This window comes from Photobacterium kishitanii (genome assembly GCF_000613045.3).
GTDB lineage: Bacteria > Pseudomonadota > Gammaproteobacteria > Enterobacterales > Vibrionaceae > Photobacterium > Photobacterium kishitanii.
Genome location: NZ_LN794353.1, coordinates 1,494,260 through 1,513,681, shown reverse-complemented (window position 1 = coordinate 1,513,681; position 19,422 = coordinate 1,494,260). Strand labels below are relative to the sequence as shown.

The following is a 19,422-nucleotide window of genomic DNA, read 5'->3' as shown; positions in this document are numbered from 1 at the left end:
CAACAGTATTTATTGGTAAGTTTCTTCATTTTGAATGATTTGCTTAATAACATTTCTAACCCGTCCCAAATCAATTAAACAATGCTGGTTAATAATCGCAATAGCATCTTCATAAGATTCATCGCCATTAAGCAGCTTACGACACATATCCGTTAGGCTTTCATAATCAAACTCGGTTTTGCACACCAAGTTATAAACAAAGTACCATTCAAAATCAAAGTCAGTCGCATAAGCCTTCAATAATGACAGATAGAGATACTTGTTGTGATTAAAATCAAAAGCATTATTAATATGTCGCTGAATACGCTCCATCTCAATCACCCGAGATTCATTCTCAATAATTTCGGCTGCTTTATGGATAATCGCTTCAATGTTTAGCCCTGCAAACGCATGCTCTGTTAACTGGTAATCCGCTTCATCGACCCTGACAATTGTTCCTTTTGCTAGTAATTTATCCAAATAATAGCCTGCATGACCAAGAGACTGACTACGGATTTTGCTAGCAATTAACTTTTTATCCAATGGCTTATTGCTAGCGGCAAACAGTGCCACCAGTACATTTTCTTGGCTGGCTAGACTAAAATTCTGCTCAATACTGATCGTATCAGCCCCTGACTTGCCACTAAAAAAGATTCCCTGACGCTCACCAAATGAACGAACAATATGTCTTACAGTAAAGTAATCTAACACGTTAGACTGGCCTTTCTGATAATAATCAACTGATAAGTTTAGTGAGTTTCGTCCTTGACCAGCTTCTGTCACTAAGACTTCTCGTACACTCAGTAATGTTTGTTCGATTTCATCTTCGGTCAACGTTAAAGCGTTCAAGTGTCGATACGTACCACGATCAATTTGATACGCCCACCCATTATCCACTGCTGCACTAATGGAACCATCAATACGTTCTTCGGGTAAGCGAGCTCTAGCTATCGCTTTTTCATTCACTTTTTTATGCAAGATATTCCAAGCAAGACCTTTCGGATAATCAAGCAATGTATTAGTTAGTGCCAAGGGCTTTGATAAGTTAATAGGAATTACCATTTCTCCTAGCAATTCGACCTTTTTGCCATCTAAATATGATATAGCATTCTCCGCAACAGCTTTTTCAATCCCAAGACGATCTTGTAGATAAAGCGTAATTGTCTCTACGTAAGCAGGTGATGCATTCATCACCCAAAAGTCATCTAAGATAGTTGAGCGAATCTCTGGATAAACAATTTTTGTTAACCCACCGGAGGATAGGTTACAGCTCATTTCCAAAAACTCGTAAAAGCCTTTCTTTGAACTAAAACGACTTTGCAACTCAGTGAAAAGTTCAGCACGCAGCAAGCTGAGGTTTGACTTAACGTTAATCCACAGTGTTGTTGGGCTGATACGCATGTGTGCGTGCCAGTTCTTTTCTATACGTTGCTGAAGTTGACGGACGCGCTCTCTCGTTATCTTGCCGCTGGGTAGTGTATCGCCAATTTCCTGTAAGGTCATTTCAGCAGATAAATACCCCAGACGACCTGATGTAATGAATTGATCCCTCTCACTCAATGCAGTAAAGAAACTCTCGAGATCTTGAATCAATATTTCTTCAAGCACGGATAAATCAATATCTTCATTATGGCTAAAGAGCAAATGAGAAGGCATCAATTCACCTAAGCTTTGACCGTTAAATTCATTGACCATTTTCTCATCAATATAGGCGATCATCTCCGAAATCAACGTCACTTTCTTTTTACCCAGCATCGGGATCGCTGTCAGCTCTTTAATATCAAGTTGACGGATCTCACCGACAGTAACATTTTCACCAAAATGCCCCAAAAGTAAATTACAAATAGCCTTGTAATAATGTGGTAAAGCAAATTGAGAAATAAAAAGCCCATCATTATCATGAGGAACATATTCCTCAACAACTAGCTCAGACTTTAGTACAGAGTGCCCCTGTAAGAATAAAGTTCTTAAAGCATCAATATGTGCGAGTTTTCCTTTTCCTAAACCTCGAATGACTAAAAAGTCATCATCTGACATAGATAAAAACTCAGCGACAGTTAACTCTTGACCCAGTTGTTCTTGAATAAGATCAACCGTCACCAATTCTTTCTCTGAGAGCTTATACGCTTTAATGAATTCGGCAACTTCGGCAACTTCGGCAACTTCGGCAACTTCGGCAACTTCGGCAGGAAGCATAAAAACGTTCACTGTATTGTCAATAAATACATGATCATTTTTTTCAGAAATTGACTCAATCACCTCAGGTGACTTAGTAACCAGATTAGCATTTATCGGCGAATCACTACCACTCAGCTTTTTCTTAATGACAACAAAAACAATCGGAATAAAAAGTAGTAGTAAAACATAATAATTATCCATCAATAACAACCTTAAAAATCCTATTCACACAAGCAAAAAAAGGCAGCTTACACTGCCTTTTTTATTATGCTAATAACTCCCAAAATGCCTTATCTCGCATCTTGACAATTTTCTTCGCTCCATCAATATACAAACTATAATGTTTGTCTAACTTATTAATCGTTTCCATAAGACTTTCTTGTTCGGCCTTTTCATTCACGCTAAAAATCGCTTTAATATCTTGCGCTTTAATCTTAGCTACACGGTGTACTACCCAAGTCAACACATAACTTGAGTAATCATTATCTCCAGTTTGGAAATGCGTGATGTCTTGCGTCGACAAAATCATACCCACGCCATACTCTCGTCCCTCTTTGAGGATTTTTCTCAGGCTTGGAAAGTTCTGTGACATAAAGTTGTCAGCCTCATCCACTAGAATCATCTTGGTAATTTGGCGGAAATCACCTTCCACTTCAGGTTTACCTTTCTTCTGCATTTGTGAATAAAACAGATCTAGTGTTAATGCCACCACTAAATTTTGGATCTCAGACGGATATCCAGCAAGCTCAACCACAGTAATACCGTCAACAAGTTCATATAAACTCGTCATTTTCTCTGGCTCAGACTCAAAGATTTTAAAGCGCGCTAACTTAGAGAGTGCGGCATACAATGAATCTTCTTCCACTTTATCTTGATCGAGGAATAACGCCCAAACATCATCAATAGTTGGAGCCGGCTTGCTCCATGTTGACGGATCTTCTGACTGAATACCGGCAGCAGCATAAGATTCAAGAATCAAATTTTCCAAACGCAACTGTTGCTTTTTACCCAACCCATACGCGCGCGCCATGGTCTCAGAGAAACCAGCGGCAGTATGAATTGGCAGCATTGGCGTATCACCGTAAAGGCTCAATGGATTATATGGCAATTTAAACAACTTATACTTTTGTGCATTGGTTGCTTCTAAAAACTTATCATCCACATAGTCTGACTTGTAATCGAAAATCAACATACCAATTGGCGAACTATTCACATTATCTGCTTGATTACGATAAAGCTGTGTAATAACCGATTTAGTAAACTGAGTTTTACCTGTACCCATGGTGCCTATGATACCAGTGTTGGTATTCATAAACTTTGCTGTATTGGTTGGCTCCCAGTTTAATGGAACATCTTTCATAACATCATGACCAAACAGGACATTCAAATGCTTGCTTGAAGTCGGATCTGGCTCTTCATCGAGAGAAACTTCAACGCTCATAGTATCAATTATTGTTTCAGCTACACGACCGACTTTAGGTTTATCTGTCAGGTTATGCTCATTCAAATCTCCTTTAGAGATTTCCACAACTTCATTATTGTCTGTAATGGCATATTCTTCTGGCAGTGGCGTAATAACGACGGTCTCAATGATGTTATCATCCTTACCACTTTCAACATCAATCGCTTTAGATTGTGTTTCACCACTCAGTACATATTGCACAGGTACATGGCAAAGCTTCACTACATCAAGAGAATTAAGCACGTCTTGTAAGGGGGTTTTCACCAATGTTGGCAATAATGCCATTGGTAAATCAACCCGTAAGATACCATCGTATAACTTATAGCCTGGCTCAACACAACCTGCCCCTTCTAAGTGGCTAACTACAAAGCCATCAGGATATTCTGCCACTGCAGCCAATGAATAATCACCTTTTAGCCACTCTTCTTTCTGTGCAAGTAGTGCGTCAAAATATTCAGATTCAAAAACACTATACAATCGATATTTATCAATCTGCATCAGCACTTGACGCATAAACAAACCACGGTAAAGTTTACTCGCTAATGTCGCATTACCGAGAAGATCTTCACTTAAGTAACGCAATAACTCTTTCGCTTGCTTAACGGCTTTCTTGTAATCTGGTGTTGAACCTGTTTTGACTTCAGCAGGAAGCAGGTACATCTTTTGGTTTTTAAACCCCACCAGTAGTACATCATCAGAAATCTCACCTTTTTTGTAACCTTGAACGTTACGAGAGAATTCACTGTCTGACATTTTTAAACCAATGTTGCCAGATACACGTATCATTTCTGCAACTGAAAGTGGAACCCAAGTAATATCTGAATTGTACACTAAGCCCATCACAAACTTATAAGCGCCAATGACACCTTTACGCTCTTTATTGATAGTTGCTGCGCATGTCATCATCTTCAACAACCAATCGCCATTAAAGGCATTGAATTCATTTATTTGTCCACCATCACCTTGCTTGATGACTTTTTCAAACAGACCTCGTTGCGCAGTTACTGTAATCGCGTCGTAGCTAGATGAGCTAGTGTACTGGTCAGAATAGTGAATCAATACCACATCTTCGTTGCTATGGAAGAAGTCCAATGTCACTTTTGGATCAATGATCGTAGTCCAGATAGAACTATCATAAGAACGCTCTAACAGACCTTTGAAATCTTCACTAACTGCAAGGGCAACCGCATTTGCGCCGTGGTATTGAGTATTAGGTTTTAATGCAGGCTTTAATAAAGAACCAATATACTTTGCCATCATTAAGTGCGGATGCTCTTGATAATCCGTTCCTTTTAAACCAAAACCCGTGAAGTAAGATCCAGATTTACTTTCTGACGCGTCTCCTGTTAATAATCCATCACACGCTATACCTGATGCCATATCTTCAATAGCTATGTCAGAACAGTCCACTTTGTCATTGTTACGGAAGAAAGAAAGGTGTGCGTATGACTGGCCGCTCCTCGCTGCCTGCTCATTGGTAAACTTACTGTAAGTTAGACGAGTACGAAGAATATCAACAATTGTGTCAGCAACTTCACGAACTTTACCTTTATTCAGCTCTAGCCACTCTTTCAATTCATCATAGTTAGCCATTTCTGCAAAGCGATCAAACGCGTTAAACGTAAGTTTATCATCATACAAATTGATATGAATCGAGGCGGCTTGTCCTTGGTTACTACGAATGTAATCAACGACTCCCATGAACAGCTCATCAGCAGTGTCTTGGTTCACCGCATTCACAATAATACTCTTCTCTGAGCCTGTAAATAATTGACTAAATGCCATTTGGAACTCATCAATTTTTTCTTTAACCAACTTACGTACGAAGGTAAGTGAGCTTTTTTCTTGAGGAATACTCTTAATCCAAAACGCATTTTCTTTAACTTGTTGGTTATAAGCAAATTCATACTTCGGATGATAAACGTATGGCAGCAAACCTTTTGGTGATAAGCGATCAAAAGTCACATCTGGTAAATTGATAAAACTTTCATCTTCACGAATAACGTTTCTTAAGTTTATGTAGTAAGCAAGGATTAGCGGATGGAATGGAGAATAATACTCTTCATCTTCAACCTTAACTAAACCAATTTTTAGTGCTATTTTTTGTTCCCTTGTCAGCATGCTGCCTGTCGGTATCGCTTCGAAATAAGCTAAGCTTGCATCTACAACATTTTGAACAAGCGCTGTAAAATTGTCCCCCCAAGAAACCAATGATGGCGTACTATGGCGCTGTTCAAGATAGTCATACAATTTAGTATATGAAGAGTAAATAGCGTCATCAACCCCCTGTAGATCATCCAATTTGATAGAAGCAGAATCAGAGATAAACACTACTTTCTGGTTGATGAACATCTCTTCCCAACGCAGTAATTTTAAGCGAACACCTGGTACAACAAATTCACTGTTATCGATGCCAACTTTACCTTTTTGAGAGTAAAACTCACCGTTATACTCATCTTTGAAAAGCTTATAGTAACGACCTCGATTAAGCAGCAATGGTAGACTTAGTGAATCTGTCGCTACCGCACCTTCAACATTAAATTTAAGTTGGTTTTCACCCGATTTTACCGCAAAATCAACTTCATCAACTTCATTAGCTAATGTCTCAAAGTCTACAAACGAATACTCTGCGACATTAACGACTTGTTTAGCGTCAACCAAAGAACAAGATGTGCCCTCTTCCGCTCGGATTTGAAGCCTATTCTCTTCCATATTCAACGTTAAACGCTGCTTGACTGGAGCAGGTTCTACTAAGAAAATATTTTTAAACGGCTCAATATAAAACTCCCCCTTACGAATAACAAGACAACGGAAGTTGTATACCTCTGATTTATTCTCGCGCTTCAATGCTAGGTTAAAGAATAATGGCTCATGTTTATAAGTGCCTTTCAAGCTTGCCTTAGATGTTTTTAAGCCATTATAAGTAGTAATCACTTCTTCATTATTAAGCGCTTTAGCTGGTTGAATTTTGAATTGGCTCTTATCTAAATTACTTACACCTTGGAAAATCAACTTCAATTCAAAGTCATTTACGCCCTCATTCAACTCGATGATAAGATGACGATCACGCATACCTGCTTTAGTTTCTGCACGATTACGCGCAGTGATGGTCATACCCTCACTCGCTTGCTCATCCTCAAGTACTAGCTGCTGCTGTGAGTTGCGTTTTTTCTCTTGCAAAAATGCTTCAAACTCAACATCTTTCCATGCATCTATTTCAGAGAAGTTTTCGTTAATAAACTTTTCACCAAACGATTTCAAACGATCTTGAAGTTGCTCACCAAAGTGCTCAACCTCAAAAGAGAGCTCTTTATAAAGTGCTCGGTTATCTTCAAGACGCCTTTTAATTTGTTTTGGATTACCACTCATCTCTGCTACAAGTGGGTCTTCAAACATACCAAGCTCATTGAAGCATAAATCACCATCTTCCACTGCTTTATAAAGTGATTCAAAGCCAAACATGGTTGCGCCATCTTCAAGAATCGCATCAAACTGATCATCAAGAAGACAGTTAGACACATCTCTACCTTTGTCTTGCTGATCAATTAACCCTTTCATCGCCGCTTTAATCTTACTTGGGCTCCACACTTGCTCAACTTGGGCAAGATCTTCTGCAGAGTTAATCAAAGTATCCAACAAGCTATTATGAATAACAATTAATGCACAACCCTTAAGATAACCAGACTGACTAGCAACTTCATCACGTAGGTGAGAAATATAATTTTCAGTAAAACCTGGGGACTCTTCGGGATCTTCACTATGAATAACAGGAACAACCTTACAATTAGATAACTGAATAAACGGTAGCCCAATACCATTGCTCACATTAACAACATTTTGCGAATGAGCGATCATCGCTTGATACAAACGCACACTGTTTTCACTATCTGGTGATTTAAATTGATACCGGAATCCCGCTTTTATATAGTTTTCAGCATCAGCTAAAAACTGCTCAACTAGAAAGGTCTCAAATTGTTTTACGGACATAAACTGCGTCTCCACTATCACTCATGCGCTCGACGTTACCAATGCGCTCATAGAATTTAATTAGTTCTTGTTCGGTTTGCTTATCAACGAAAATACCACGCTGTCTAAACGCTGCAATCAGTTCATGAAAACGAAGTTTGTCCTTTTCTCCAACAACAAGGTTAGTTAATAAAATGATGTAATCTTGGTTGAGCACTAATACTCGACCACTGCGGCCTCTACTTTGAATAAAGTGAGATGCGAGATACTTTTCTATCTCAGAAACGTATTCCTTATTTATTTTCAGCCTATCACCCACAGTAAATTGTGCCATTGCTAACTTCATAATATTGCCCAGCCAATCAATAGCTGACTCAGAGTCTTCTAATACTGTTGTTAGTTGACGTTTAGATTTAAATGCATTGGCAAAATTTTTCAGCCTTTCTGTAGAGTAATCACAATCAGACTCTTGAATATTCTTAGACATTTCCCACAATGGAATTTCACTACTTTTATTCGGCTGAAGAAGTACAAGCATACTTAACATTGGAAAAAGTCGTGATATTGATTTACTAAATAACCTATAGCCATGATTTTTGATGTGCGTTCGCTCATTGCTTGCTCGCTCATGGTCCATTATGAAATACAACGGCTTCGTATTTGGCTCTTCACCTGAACGCCAATCTTGCAACGATAAGCTTAGTTGTGCCGTATAAGTAAAAGCATAGAGTGATAAAAACGACTCAAACTCATTAAGCAAGTACTTCGGATGATTTGATAAAAAAGTCAAATCGGAACGAAACATTTTAGAAAGAAAAGGTAGATATGGCTGAGCATTAGATGTATCCAACGTGCTATTCTTCATTTTACAACGTAAAGTAGCCAGTATTTCTCGCTCAAGAAAATTTAATTTAGCATCTAGTCTTTCAATGCGCATTCCACCTAACAAAGTAGCGAACATTGATACTATACGAGAGTCTGTACCTTTAGATTGGTTTTCCTGCGTATAAAATAGTAAAAATTCAGGGCTAACTGAAAAAATATCTTTATTATCAAAATACATCTCCCGCAATATATCCCAGAATTCTTTTTCTCCAAGCTTATCTAAAAATACTGATTTACAGTCGAGCACAAAATTATCATATTCATACTCTCTCATTTCTTTACGTAATAAAGACTTTAAAATAGAACCAACAACAATATTATTAATTGCCTTATCATCACTAAAATTGTTATTTTTATTTGTAACTAAAGGAAAATAACTTTTTAGAGAGCTATTACTCGCAGAAACCTCACTTTTAGTTTGAGGAAGCTTCGGGTTAAAAGTATCTTTGAACTTATCTTGCGTCATATTAAATGCCACTCACTTCGAAATACTCATCATCTTCATTAATAACCTTGTAACGTTTGTCGCTTTTCAAAATGAACAAGGTGTTTTTTTCGTTCGCAACAGTAACGATTTGTTCAATAACTTCGTCTAACAAAAGTACCGCATTTTTATCATGCTTATTAGGTCGGTACCCCTGATTGATCTTTTCCAATAGCTCCAACAAATTGATACTAATCGACATTGGAAGAAGAGAATGATCATCAACTTTGATATAAGCATTGAACGAGCCAATCTTAGTAAGACCTTGCGTTAGAATAGAGGCGAAATTTGACTTCATTTCAAGCCCAACAGCTGTTTTAAATCCATTATATTCAGAGATAAAGAATTGGTCTTTGTCTAATGTTGGGGAGTTACGGTTACAGTATCGATGAATAGCCGCAATAAGGATGTTTTTGTAGAACTTGTTTAGTTCATTTTTCTGCTTACCTGAGCCATCAAAGTCACGATGAAGCAACCAAATATTTGCGTACTTATCTACTAAAGAGTTGTCGAAATCTACTTTTAACTTATTAATGTAATCATTTTCGAATTGTTCTTCGTCTTTTAACAAGTAAATCATTCGTAGGTAAGAAGCTGCATTTGATAAATTAAACACACCAAAAGGCTTCACTTGCTCTTTCAGTTGCGTAAACTCCTCATCTTCAATACCCAAGCCAAATTGTAGAAAGAACTCATCCGTCTTGCGAGTATGAATATTGCTTGGGTCAAAGCATTGGATATTTTCTAAAAACTCATTGTCTGCGCCAGAAAACAAGTTATCAAATAAATAATTATCCATTGCTAAAATCTGAAAAACAAAATCAAGTAAAGTACGAGCAGTTAAAAACTGATCTTTTATTAAACGAGCTTTTAATAGCAAAATAATAATGTTATTTTTAACAGAGTCTAAGCTTAATAAAGCATAATTGGTGGTTAGTGTACAATGACCTAGCTTTTTTATTTCGTTGTCATAAAGTGCGTAGAATGGGTTATCTAACGTCTGCAGAGTCAAACGGGAAAGAAAGTCTTCAGCAAACTTAACTTCCTGTCCACTTTCTGTAAACTTAAATTTAGGATATTGTTCGAAATCAATAAATTTATATTTATGAGCAATATCATCTACTTTATTACTCATAAACGCTTTCATCGATGCTTTAATATCATTATGTAGCTCAGCACCTTCTTCTGCATAATTACCAAGCATACCAACGTTGATACCAACAACAAGTGGCTTACCTATTTCTTTAAATTGTGAAAAGCACTCATCTAATGCTTCAATTGCTGTTTGGTTAGGTGTAAAACTATGAGTAGCATCTAAATGAAAATCAACACGTAATTTATGAGCTTCTTTATAACGCGTAAGAATTTCAGATTTACCATCACCACTACTGCCACAAAGAAAGATAATTTCGTTATTTTTTAATGCCAATAGCTTCTGCTTAAAAGCTACTTCCACTTCTGTTTCAATATATAAGTAATCTTTATAAGATTGTAATATGGTTTTATCAGTTCTCTCTGTACTCACCGCAAAAGGAGATGATTTAGATAGAATAGATAATGCTTCAATTAACTTCATTCAATACTTACCTTAATAGCCTCGGTCAAAGGCACAATCAAATGCAATGCATATTAATAATCTTAATTTACTCTTTTATAGAGTTTTTTTCACTATTAATTTATAAAAATATGATTGTCAGCATTACTAAAATTTTTACACTTTAATGGTAATAGATTCCACAAATACACTAATAATAAAACTAATCTAATAGAGAAAATAATAAAAAAGAAAGTGAAAGAATCCATTCTCTAACTTACAATCTAGTACTCCCTTTGAGCCACTTTATCTTTAATCCAATCCTGTATTTCACTCTCAACCCAAGCCACAGCTCTGCCACCTAAAGATACCGTTTTAGGAAAGCGCCCTTCTCCCATGTAGTTATAAATACTTGAACGTCCTAAACCTGTTATATGCATGACTTCTTTTAAACGGATGAATCTCATGATGAATTCCTTTAAGTTGTTTCATTCATCAAATTGGCGGAATCCGTATTTTTTAATTATGCCCACCAGCTTCCATCGCACCGCCTTACCCCACTACCCTCATAAATCCAGAATCAAAGAAATTTCAAACACATATCATCCTTGTGTAGAAGCCCATTAAGCATAAGGAATCAAGGCTATGCACAAACCAAACGACTATGTTGTTCATACTCCCATGACAGCAAATCAAGTATTAGAAAAAGCCGCAGAGATTGTGGCTAACCGATATTTACGTGGTGATGTATTTACCAACCCACAGGCAACGAAAGATTTTCTGCAATACAAAATGGCAGGCTATGAACGTGAAGTTTTTGCGGTATTACTGCTAGATAACCAACATCGGTTAATTGAATACCAAGAACTGTTCTTTGGCACCATTGATGCGGCAAGCGTGTATCCAAGAGAGGTGGTGAAAGTGGCGTTTAACTGCAATGCTGCTGCGGTGATCTTTGCTCATAACCATCCATCAGGAATCGCTGAGCCGTCTAATACTGATAAACACATCACGCAAAAACTCAGAGATGCGTTAGCGCTGATTGATATTCGAGTGTTGGATCATTTTGTAGTGGGAGAAACGTGTGTCTCTTTTGCTGAGCGGGGGTATTTATGATTGAACAACACTATGGCGAATTACAGTTACCACTCGCATTACACCGTCACCTTGAAAAGCTATTAAGCTGTTATACGATCCCAGATCAAGCAACGCGCTTAGTAATAAATTATAGGGCGTTAGATTATTATCAAACTAAACAAGGACTCCACCCGGTAGAAATACAACTCAAGAAAAATGGTGATCAATGGCTGGTGGTATTTATTGCCAGTTTTTCATTTATTAACGCGCATCATAAATCTGTCGATGTTGAATTGTATTTTCACTTAATCAACCACTGGTGTTATCAGCCTGATGCTGGTGGCCGTTGTGATCTGCTTCATCCAGCCGTTATTGATCTGTTTCATACTTGGGTCACTGCTTTTCTGCGTCACATTCAATACCAACAATTCGATGATATTAGCCTAACCATTCTGCGCTAATTCTTATCTGGTTTTAATACCTATTCCACAACCAATATCTTGTCGCCACAGGAGGCTTCATTATGTCTGTAATTTCATTCACACCAACACTATTACCTGTTTCAAATAAGCTTAAATCGCTACTGAATCAAGCGCTATGCAACTATCTCACTCAGGCAACACAACTCAATCAACAATCAGCAGATTGTTATACATTCAATTTTACAGATACTAGCTATGATGCTAAAAATGGCGGGTTCCGTCCGGTTGAAATTGCCATTAGCCAACAACCATCAGGAGAATGGAATATTGAATATATTACTGAGTTTGCATACTTCGGCAGTTATTACCCTGAGTTAGAAAAAAGCATGGATTTCGATATTAGTAATAATTGTTGGTTTACTTCTTATAGTGGCTGGTTATCGCTTAAAACCCACCAGCAAGATGCAAAAGAGTTATATCAACTGTGGGAAGGTAACTTCTTAGCTTATGTTGATATGGACGCTTACGACCAAATAAAAGCCAGCTGTTAATCATCGTATGGCAACCAGTAATATGTTTATTACTGGTTGCTAGCTTGATAAGGCATCTAATGCCCTATACCCACCTACGATACAGCTTTTAATCAGCTAGCTTGAGTCTACAAGATGGCAAAAAAAGTTAAACCAACCACTCGCGAGCATATCTCACTCGCATTAGAACTCTATAATCGAATTCCACAAGGCCGAAAAGTAACGGCACAAATGCTACAGGAGGAATTAGGGCAATCAGGTATCGAGCGTGATATCAGAACAATACAACGTAATCTTGATCTTATCGTAACCTATTTTAATGTCGATAAAGATACCAGAGATAAACCTTACGGATATAGCAGGCATCTACAATCAAAGTTCGTTTTAGGGCCAAGAGAACATATCATTTTAGGATTAGCGGAATCCTATCTTCGCTCTGTCTTACCACAAGCACTATCAGCTGTTATTGATTCAACATTTATCCAAATACAAACACTAACGCTCTCAACCTTTATTCCCTTTCACATCAGCTCAAAAGTACATGTTGGCATTGATCTTCATACACAAATGCAATGTCCTCAATTTAATTCTGTCTTTGAAAGGATCTGCTTAGCACTTGCTTATCAACGAGTAATTACGATTGAAGATAAATACTTTACAAAACAGTCCAACATACAACCTTTGGGTTTAGTTCTTGCTGATGCTGAACTGTATTTAATCTATCAACAACAAGGAGAAAAACACATAGCTGTAAACCATATTTACGCTATAGAAGTATCAACATTTACATTTGATTATCCCTCTAACTTTAATTTAGTGGATTACAAATTACTGTTTTTAAAAGATGAGAATAATGAGAATTTGCCATACTCATCACAACTTACAATATGAAAATAATAGTGCAACTCACCATAAGGCACTTAATGCCGCAAGACTGAATACGATAAGTAAAACAAAATCTAAGCGAGAAACACGTAAATAAAATACCTCGTATTTAAATTAATAAACGTAATTATTCAATATCAATTAATTTATAGGAAATAAAATGAAACTTAAATTTGTTGCAATAATGATCGTGCTTAACTTACCTTCAATTGCATTTGCCTCACAAGGATCTAATGGCGCTAATGGTAACAGTAGTGCAATAGGCCCTGAAATTGACTGTGTACTAGCAAACGGAGAAATTAAACGCCTACCAGCCTTATACTGTGATATCGCTAGAGCTCAAGCTAATAAAAAACACACTACAAAATAAAGTAATAAAATATCCAAAACAGATAAAACATAATAATTAAAGGAGGGGTTACCCCCTCCTAATCAATATTTTTTTAAACACATATTACCTATAAAAAAAACACTATTTACTACTTTAAGCTATAGCCAAAGTTCTTTTCTTTAGTACCGAACACCTTCGTTTCTAATTTAGAAAAATAACTTAAGCGATAGAACACTCGATTATAATCGCTAATATAGGTTGAACTATTAATGTTCACACAATAGGTAGGTGTATCTTGCGGAAAATGAACATAACGACTAATTGAAAAATATTCAATCCCTAATGCACTCGCCCAGGCTGAATAAACCCTCGATGCTAGGTTATTACCACTACCATCATAATTACCTAGTGTAAAATAGGTATCATGGTTTAATAATAATGCAACATGATAGTGAGCTTGCTGAGATTCATTTTTTTCTTTCGTCCATATATATCTGATTGTACAGTCATGTACTCTTTTCCCTTCTCTTTTCTTGGCAATAAGATCGTATTTAACATGAGCTTTAAATGAATCAATAAATCTCGATATAACGGTAGAGTCATATACATTTGGCATATCAACACAATTAGGTTGTATTGGTAAATGTAAATCAAATCGAACCACAAAGGTTCTAGGGTGTTCTGTAATCGCTTTATCTAACACTAGTTTAATTTTGGCTAAGTAGTCATCTATCATCGTATAATCAGGAATGATAGCAAGTCCCATATATGTAGGGTTTGTATTTTGGTTTAATTGTTGTAAGTGATTATTCATGTTTTATCTCCGTTAGTAATTACATAAGAGAGACAACATGCGTAATTTATTATTTAACCAATATCACTATCACTTACATTACAGGTATTAGTAACCTCTCTATTCATATCGCAGTAAATATAAATCTAATTATTGATAATGCTTTAAGTATTAGCGTTATTCGTTCACTGATATATTTCTTACTATTAAATATACTAGTATTAACATACAGACAAATAAGCTCATTAAAAACATCGAAGCTACCGAGAACAATGTCGACCTTAGTGACGGTCATGCCATAACTGTGCTACTCTGGAGATATCTCGACTTCGCACCTACCGCAACCCCCAATATCCATAAAGAACCTGCCTCATACGATTACTATAAATCGCCATTAAATTTATGCCAAAACCATCACAAAACCATCTTTAAATACACTGTAAAATCACCATCAATACTACATAGTAGATTATAGGTTAAGAAGATGAGATTAATAATAAATAATAAAAGAAAGTATAGTTTTTATTGGTACTATATTCATCCTATGACAAATAGTTCAATAGATGTAATACCACAATATACTAACCCCCATATATCAACCGCTCTAATTAAAGCTAAAACAGTTGTATTAATTAAAAATAAAACTAAAACAGATGAAGAAAAAGTAAATGAAGAACAAGCAAATGAAATATTGAATGAAATAGAAGCACTGTATAATCAGTCATTATTAAATGAGAATGAATTAATATGGATAAAACAGAACAATAGCAGATTAACGAACTGGCTTTGGTTTTTAATAACACAAAATAAAAATCCTCTAACTTTATTTTATAAATACATTAACACATCAAAGTATGAATATGATGCTAATTCTGTAGGTTTAGATTTTTTTGATTATTTCTCTTTTAATAAAAAAGCTTATTCAACAAAAGAAAAAGATGATTTAATCCTACAATTCTTTGAACTATCATCAATGAATAGAAATGATAAAATATCTCTTATAAATAAATTAAGAGACATATGGAATGAAATAATTACAATCGATGATTTCAAATGGATAATTTCAAATGATGATAATATCTATGAGTGGGCTATTAATTATTTCATCGAATATAATGTTAAAAACTCAAACTATATAACAGATATAAAAAATATCAGCTTTGAAAATGATTTTGATAAACTAGTCTTACTCATTGATAGTTGGGATGCTCATGTAGACACTAAAAAACTTTTTATCCAATCAATTAAAAAAGCCTATTCTCAGAAAAAATTCAGAGATAAACAAGTAGGAAAGAAGCAATGCTCATTTAATCTTTCACAAAAAAGCATTAACCAATTAGCTCTATTATCAGAGCTTCAAGGTGTACCTAAAAATCATATTCTAGAATCACTTATCAACAATAAAATACTTGAGCTAGGAGTAAAACAATGACAATCAATATTATTGCAGGTGATATAACTACCGCTATATCAGATGCTATTGTTAATGCAGCTAATTCTCGTATGTTAGGTAGTGGAGGCGTTGATGGTGCAATACATCGTGCCGCTGGGCCTGCTTTATTAAAAGCGTGTTATGAAGTTCCTGAAATAAATGGCATTCGTTGTCCTGTTGGCGAAGCACGTATTACTGAAGCGGGAGAACTGAATGCTAAATATATTATTCATACTGTTGGACAAATGTATTAGGGTCATAAAAATCCAGCACTCGCATTAGAAAATGCTTATCGACATTCACTGCAACTGGCTATTAGCCATCAGTACCAGTCTATTGCCTTCCCTGCTATCTCGTGTGGTATTTATCGTTAGCCACCAGCACAAGCAGCTACCATTGCAATTAACGTCTGTAATGAGGCTGCATTTAAACAACTCGATATTAGCTTTTACTTATTTGATCAAAGCTTGGTTAGTATTTGGCAACAAGCTTTAGCTGCAACTGAGTAATAGCGCCTGAACAATAACTACAGGGTAATAGCTACCGAACAATAACTAACCATGCTTACCGCGCTGTAACGTCTAAATACATTAACGGGCAAGCATCCTCTAACAGTTATGGTAAACTCAGTGATAAGTATTTGTATGTAAGCGATAGCAGCATTACCAGTGTGGATAGAAAATGATGTCCACTGCTATCTTTTACAAAAGTTTTTAGTACCCCCTGATGTACCCCATGGGGCTACTAGCAAAAATAAAGAGTATATAAATCAAATGAGTAGTCAGAGTATCCAGTGGTTCCCGGGCCATATGCACAAAGCCCGTAAAGAAATAGAAGAGGCAATGCCTAAAGTCGATGTGATCATCGAAGTATTAGATGCCCGTATTCCTTTTAGTAGTGAAAACCCGCTGATCAAGTCATTCCGTGAAACAAATGATGGCAAACCGGTTGTTAAAGTACTTAACAAGCGTGACTTAGCTGATCCTGAAATGACGCAACTTTGGATTAATCACCTTGAAAAAGAGCAAGGTGTAAAAGCAATTGCAATTACTACTGAGAACTTAAACGAAGTAAACCAGATCATGGATCTATGCCGTAAACTTGCGCCACAGCGTGAAGAAGCAGGCAAAAAGATCCGTACCATGATCATGGGTATTCCAAACGTAGGTAAATCTACCATTATTAATGCGCTTGCGGGTCGTACCGTTGCAATTACTGGTAACCAACCTGCGGTTACTCGTCAGCAACAACGCATTAATTTAGATAATGGTATTTTACTGTCTGATACTCCAGGAATTTTGTGGCCAAAAGTAGAAAACCCGCACAGTGGTTTTCGCTTAGCTGCAACAGGTGCGATTAAAGATACTGCCATGGATTACATCGATGTTGGCTTCTTTACTATCGAATACCTTATTAAAGCTTACCCTGATTTAATCAAATCACGTTATAACCTTGATGATGACCTTCCTGAATCTGAAATTGAATTAATAGAAGAGATCGGGCGCAAGCGTGGTTGCTTAAAAGGTGGCGGTCGTGTCGATTTACACAAAACTTCAGTTATTTTGATTAATGAACTACGTAATGGCACGTTGGGTAACATTACCCTTGAACATCCTGACATGATCACTGAAGAATTGATTAATGTTGCGATTGCATCAGAGCGTAAAACAGAAGAAAAGATCAAAAAGAAAGAAGAGCGTCGTAAGCGTTATCTTAAAAACAAACGCTAAATAATAAAACGATATTTTTTTTCATAAATATTAATAGTCACTTTTATCTTTTTATTAATTTATATTAGATGAAGTGGCTTTTTTTATTCCCCTGACAAATGAACCTCCTAAGAAAAATTTTTATTGGTCATCATTAATTTTTTTCGTACTAAATATGGAAGATATCGCTATTAAACTCAATTACAACACTAATGATTTTATGATTACTAATTGATTTATTCAGCCACGTAATAAATATAACCCATTAAATAAACAGCGTTTTTGTATTGTAGCTACTCTATTGAATCCATTCGATTAAACATAACTCTAATCATTTTTTTTATAGCAATAATATTATAAATAAAAACACAGTTTCGGATTAGTTTTTCTCATTTTACTCATGCTACCGTTGCGTGAATAATCGCTCGGCTTTCAGTCGAAAGTTAACTTAAACAGCACTGTCTCTTCATCCTTTCAGCCTTTCTGGTTGATGGGTTTGACTACTCTTTCAGGGTTATTCCTTTTATATAAAGAGACAGATAATCTAAACCGAATTTATGTGGAGAGTACGGTAGTGCAACAAACCACTACTTGTCACAAAAGCAACGGCATGCTTGTGCCTGTTGCAGGACTAACTGTATTTGCAATTGCTTCAGGCTACTTAATGAGCTTGGTGCCACTATCATTAGCAAATTTTAACATCGATAGTAGTTATGCCAGTTGGTTAGCGAGTATCTATTATATTGGCTTATTAATAGGATCATTAATGATTGAACCTATTATTGCTAAAATAGGTCACCGTGTTGCCTTTATTAGCTTTCTTGCATTATTAGCGTCAACGGTTGCTGTGCTACCTTTGTTTCCATATAAAGAGCTATGGCTATTTGCGCGTTTAATCGCAGGTATGGCTGTTGCTGGTATTTTCGTGGTTGTTGAATCATGGTTATTGATTGGCGATAACGCAAAAGAGCGCGCTAAACGTCTTGGCTTTTACATGACGTCATTATATGGCGGTACGACAATTGGTCAGCTTGCAGTAGGTTATTTTGGCGTTAAAGGATTTATTCCTTTTGTCGTTATTATGGCATTATTGTTAATTGCTATTTTACCGCCTCTACTGATCAAGCAAGGTCAACCTGATAGCAGCGGTCATCAAATATTGTCTCTTAAGCAAATTTCACGCTTAAGCAAGCCAGCTATTATCGGTTGTATTACTTCTGGTGTTGTAATGGGCAGTATTTACGGTCTGATGCCACTGGCTCTTAAAAAAAGTGAGCTAACAACCAACCAAATTGGGGTGTTGATGGCTGCCATTATTTTAGGTGGTATGGTTATTCAGCCTATTATTAGTAAGCTATCAACTCGCATGAGCAAAACACTGCTGTTAGCATTGATGTCATTATTAGGTGTATTTGCGATGGGTTTAACTTACTTATCACCAAATTACGCAGTATTAATAACTGCATTAGCACTACTTGGTATGTCAGCATTTGCGTTATACCCAATTGCGATTACGTTAGCCTGTGATAACTTGGATTCATCTTATATTGTTGCTGCAACCCAAGTAATGCTATTTAGTTACAGTATTGGCTCTGCACTAGGCCCTATTGGCGCAAATAGCTTTATGGCACAAAAAGATGGATTGATGGACTTCTTCTTCATTGTTCTATTAGCTACAGCTATTTATATGCTGTTTGCTAGCTTACAGCGTAAGCCTCAGATTTTGGCAAGCTAAGTACAACAAAAGCTGTTTAA

The 19,422-nt window shown here is 36.4% G+C and carries 14 protein-coding genes and 1 pseudogene; 9 read left to right on the top strand and 6 right to left on the bottom strand.

The features are described from left to right. Positions 1-9: 9 nt before the first annotated feature. The 5 genes from PPBDW_RS21740 to PPBDW_RS21720 form a co-directional block, all read right to left on the bottom strand. Entirely contained in the window at positions 10-2,358 is a 2,349-nt protein-coding gene (locus PPBDW_RS21740) for a sigma-70 family RNA polymerase sigma factor (RefSeq protein ID WP_054262226.1), read from the bottom strand. Positions 2,359-2,422: 64 nt separating this feature from the next. Next, the gene (gene dptH / locus PPBDW_RS21735) at positions 2,423-7,606 is read right to left on the bottom strand and encodes a DNA phosphorothioation-dependent restriction protein DptH (protein ID WP_036792370.1); all 5,184 of its coding nucleotides are present in this window, start codon (positions 7,604-7,606) and stop codon (positions 2,423-2,425) included. Further along, the gene (gene dptG / locus PPBDW_RS21730) at positions 7,587-8,936 is read right to left on the bottom strand and encodes a DNA phosphorothioation-dependent restriction protein DptG (RefSeq protein WP_036792371.1); all 1,350 of its coding nucleotides are present in this window, start codon (positions 8,934-8,936) and stop codon (positions 7,587-7,589) included. The genes dptH and dptG overlap by 20 nt, the downstream gene beginning before the upstream one ends. 1 nt (position 8,937) lies before the next feature. Next, positions 8,938-10,530 (bottom strand): DNA phosphorothioation-dependent restriction protein DptF, encoded by a 1,593-nt coding sequence (dptF, locus tag PPBDW_RS21725; protein ID WP_036792374.1) that lies wholly within the window; start codon positions 10,528-10,530, stop codon positions 8,938-8,940. 242 nt (positions 10,531-10,772) lie between these two features. Then, complete coding sequence (locus PPBDW_RS21720) at positions 10,773-10,955, bottom strand: AlpA family transcriptional regulator (protein ID WP_036792376.1); 183 nt, start codon at positions 10,953-10,955, stop codon at positions 10,773-10,775. Positions 10,956-11,133: 178 nt separating this feature from the next. On the opposite strand from PPBDW_RS21720, the gene radC reads away from it, so the two are divergent. The 5 genes from radC to PPBDW_RS21695 all read left to right on the top strand — a co-directional run bounded on the left by radC (position 11,134) and on the right by PPBDW_RS21695 (position 13,772). Continuing rightward, positions 11,134-11,604, top strand: a complete 471-nt coding sequence (gene radC / locus PPBDW_RS21715) for a RadC family protein (RefSeq protein WP_054262225.1) — start codon at positions 11,134-11,136, stop codon at positions 11,602-11,604. Then, positions 11,601-12,026, top strand: coding sequence for a DUF2787 family protein (locus tag PPBDW_RS21710; RefSeq protein ID WP_036792380.1), 426 nt, complete (start codon positions 11,601-11,603; stop codon positions 12,024-12,026). The genes radC and PPBDW_RS21710 overlap by 4 nt, the downstream gene beginning before the upstream one ends. 62 nt (positions 12,027-12,088) lie before the next feature. Beyond that, the gene (locus PPBDW_RS21705) at positions 12,089-12,538 is read left to right on the top strand and encodes a DUF2787 domain-containing protein (protein WP_036792382.1); all 450 of its coding nucleotides are present in this window, start codon (positions 12,089-12,091) and stop codon (positions 12,536-12,538) included. Between the two features lie 114 nt (positions 12,539-12,652). Then, complete coding sequence (locus PPBDW_RS21700; RefSeq protein WP_036792385.1) at positions 12,653-13,408, top strand: WYL domain-containing protein; 756 nt, start codon at positions 12,653-12,655, stop codon at positions 13,406-13,408. A 154-nt stretch (positions 13,409-13,562) separates the two neighbouring features. Continuing rightward, positions 13,563-13,772 carry a hypothetical protein gene (locus PPBDW_RS21695; protein WP_036792388.1) on the top strand — a complete coding sequence of 70 codons (210 nt, stop codon included), beginning with the start codon at positions 13,563-13,565 and terminating at the stop codon, positions 13,770-13,772. 109 nt (positions 13,773-13,881) lie between these two features. Here the strand turns inward: PPBDW_RS21695 and PPBDW_RS21690 are convergent, their stop codons facing one another. After that, positions 13,882-14,547: an inovirus Gp2 family protein gene (locus PPBDW_RS21690; protein WP_036792391.1), complete on the bottom strand. Its 666-nt coding sequence runs from the start codon at positions 14,545-14,547 to the stop codon at positions 13,882-13,884. Positions 14,548-15,010: 463 nt separating this feature from the next. Between PPBDW_RS21690 and PPBDW_RS21685 the strand changes: the two genes are divergently transcribed. The 4 genes and pseudogenes from PPBDW_RS21685 to PPBDW_RS21670 all read left to right on the top strand — a co-directional run bounded on the left by PPBDW_RS21685 (position 15,011) and on the right by PPBDW_RS21670 (position 19,402). Then, entirely contained in the window at positions 15,011-15,958 is a 948-nt protein-coding gene (locus PPBDW_RS21685) for a hypothetical protein (RefSeq protein ID WP_036792394.1), read from the top strand. Next, positions 15,955-16,332, top strand: a pseudogene (locus PPBDW_RS22840) (macro domain-containing protein). Before PPBDW_RS21685 ends, PPBDW_RS22840 begins: the two are co-directional and overlap by 4 nt. A 399-nt stretch (positions 16,333-16,731) precedes the next feature. Next, positions 16,732-17,688 carry a ribosome biogenesis GTPase YlqF gene (gene ylqF / locus PPBDW_RS21675; protein WP_036792397.1) on the top strand — a complete coding sequence of 319 codons (957 nt, stop codon included), beginning with the start codon at positions 16,732-16,734 and terminating at the stop codon, positions 17,686-17,688. Between the two features lie 553 nt (positions 17,689-18,241). After that, positions 18,242-19,402, top strand: coding sequence for an MFS transporter (locus PPBDW_RS21670; RefSeq protein ID WP_237043496.1), 1,161 nt, complete (start codon positions 18,242-18,244; stop codon positions 19,400-19,402). Positions 19,403-19,422 lie beyond the last annotated feature (20 nt).

Coding starts and splice junctions, on each gene's coding strand:
- dptF (WP_036792374.1), bottom strand. CDS start 10,530: ATGAAGTTAATTGAAGCATTATCTATTCTATCTAAATCATCTCCTTTT.
- PPBDW_RS21720 (WP_036792376.1), bottom strand. CDS start 10,955: ATGAGATTCATCCGTTTAAAAGAAGTCATGCATATAACAGGTTTAGGA.
- PPBDW_RS21685 (WP_036792394.1), top strand. CDS start 15,011: ATGAGATTAATAATAAATAATAAAAGAAAGTATAGTTTTTATTGGTAC.
- radC (WP_054262225.1), top strand. CDS start 11,134: ATGCACAAACCAAACGACTATGTTGTTCATACTCCCATGACAGCAAAT.
- PPBDW_RS21740 (WP_054262226.1), bottom strand. CDS start 2,358: ATGGATAATTATTATGTTTTACTACTACTTTTTATTCCGATTGTTTTT.
- PPBDW_RS21705 (WP_036792382.1), top strand. CDS start 12,089: ATGTCTGTAATTTCATTCACACCAACACTATTACCTGTTTCAAATAAG.
- PPBDW_RS21695 (WP_036792388.1), top strand. CDS start 13,563: ATGAAACTTAAATTTGTTGCAATAATGATCGTGCTTAACTTACCTTCA.
- PPBDW_RS21690 (WP_036792391.1), bottom strand. CDS start 14,547: ATGAATAATCACTTACAACAATTAAACCAAAATACAAACCCTACATAT.
- PPBDW_RS21700 (WP_036792385.1), top strand. CDS start 12,653: ATGGCAAAAAAAGTTAAACCAACCACTCGCGAGCATATCTCACTCGCA.
- ylqF (WP_036792397.1), top strand. CDS start 16,732: ATGAGTAGTCAGAGTATCCAGTGGTTCCCGGGCCATATGCACAAAGCC.
- PPBDW_RS21710 (WP_036792380.1), top strand. CDS start 11,601: ATGATTGAACAACACTATGGCGAATTACAGTTACCACTCGCATTACAC.
- dptG (WP_036792371.1), bottom strand. CDS start 8,936: ATGACGCAAGATAAGTTCAAAGATACTTTTAACCCGAAGCTTCCTCAA.
- dptH (WP_036792370.1), bottom strand. CDS start 7,606: ATGTCCGTAAAACAATTTGAGACCTTTCTAGTTGAGCAGTTTTTAGCT.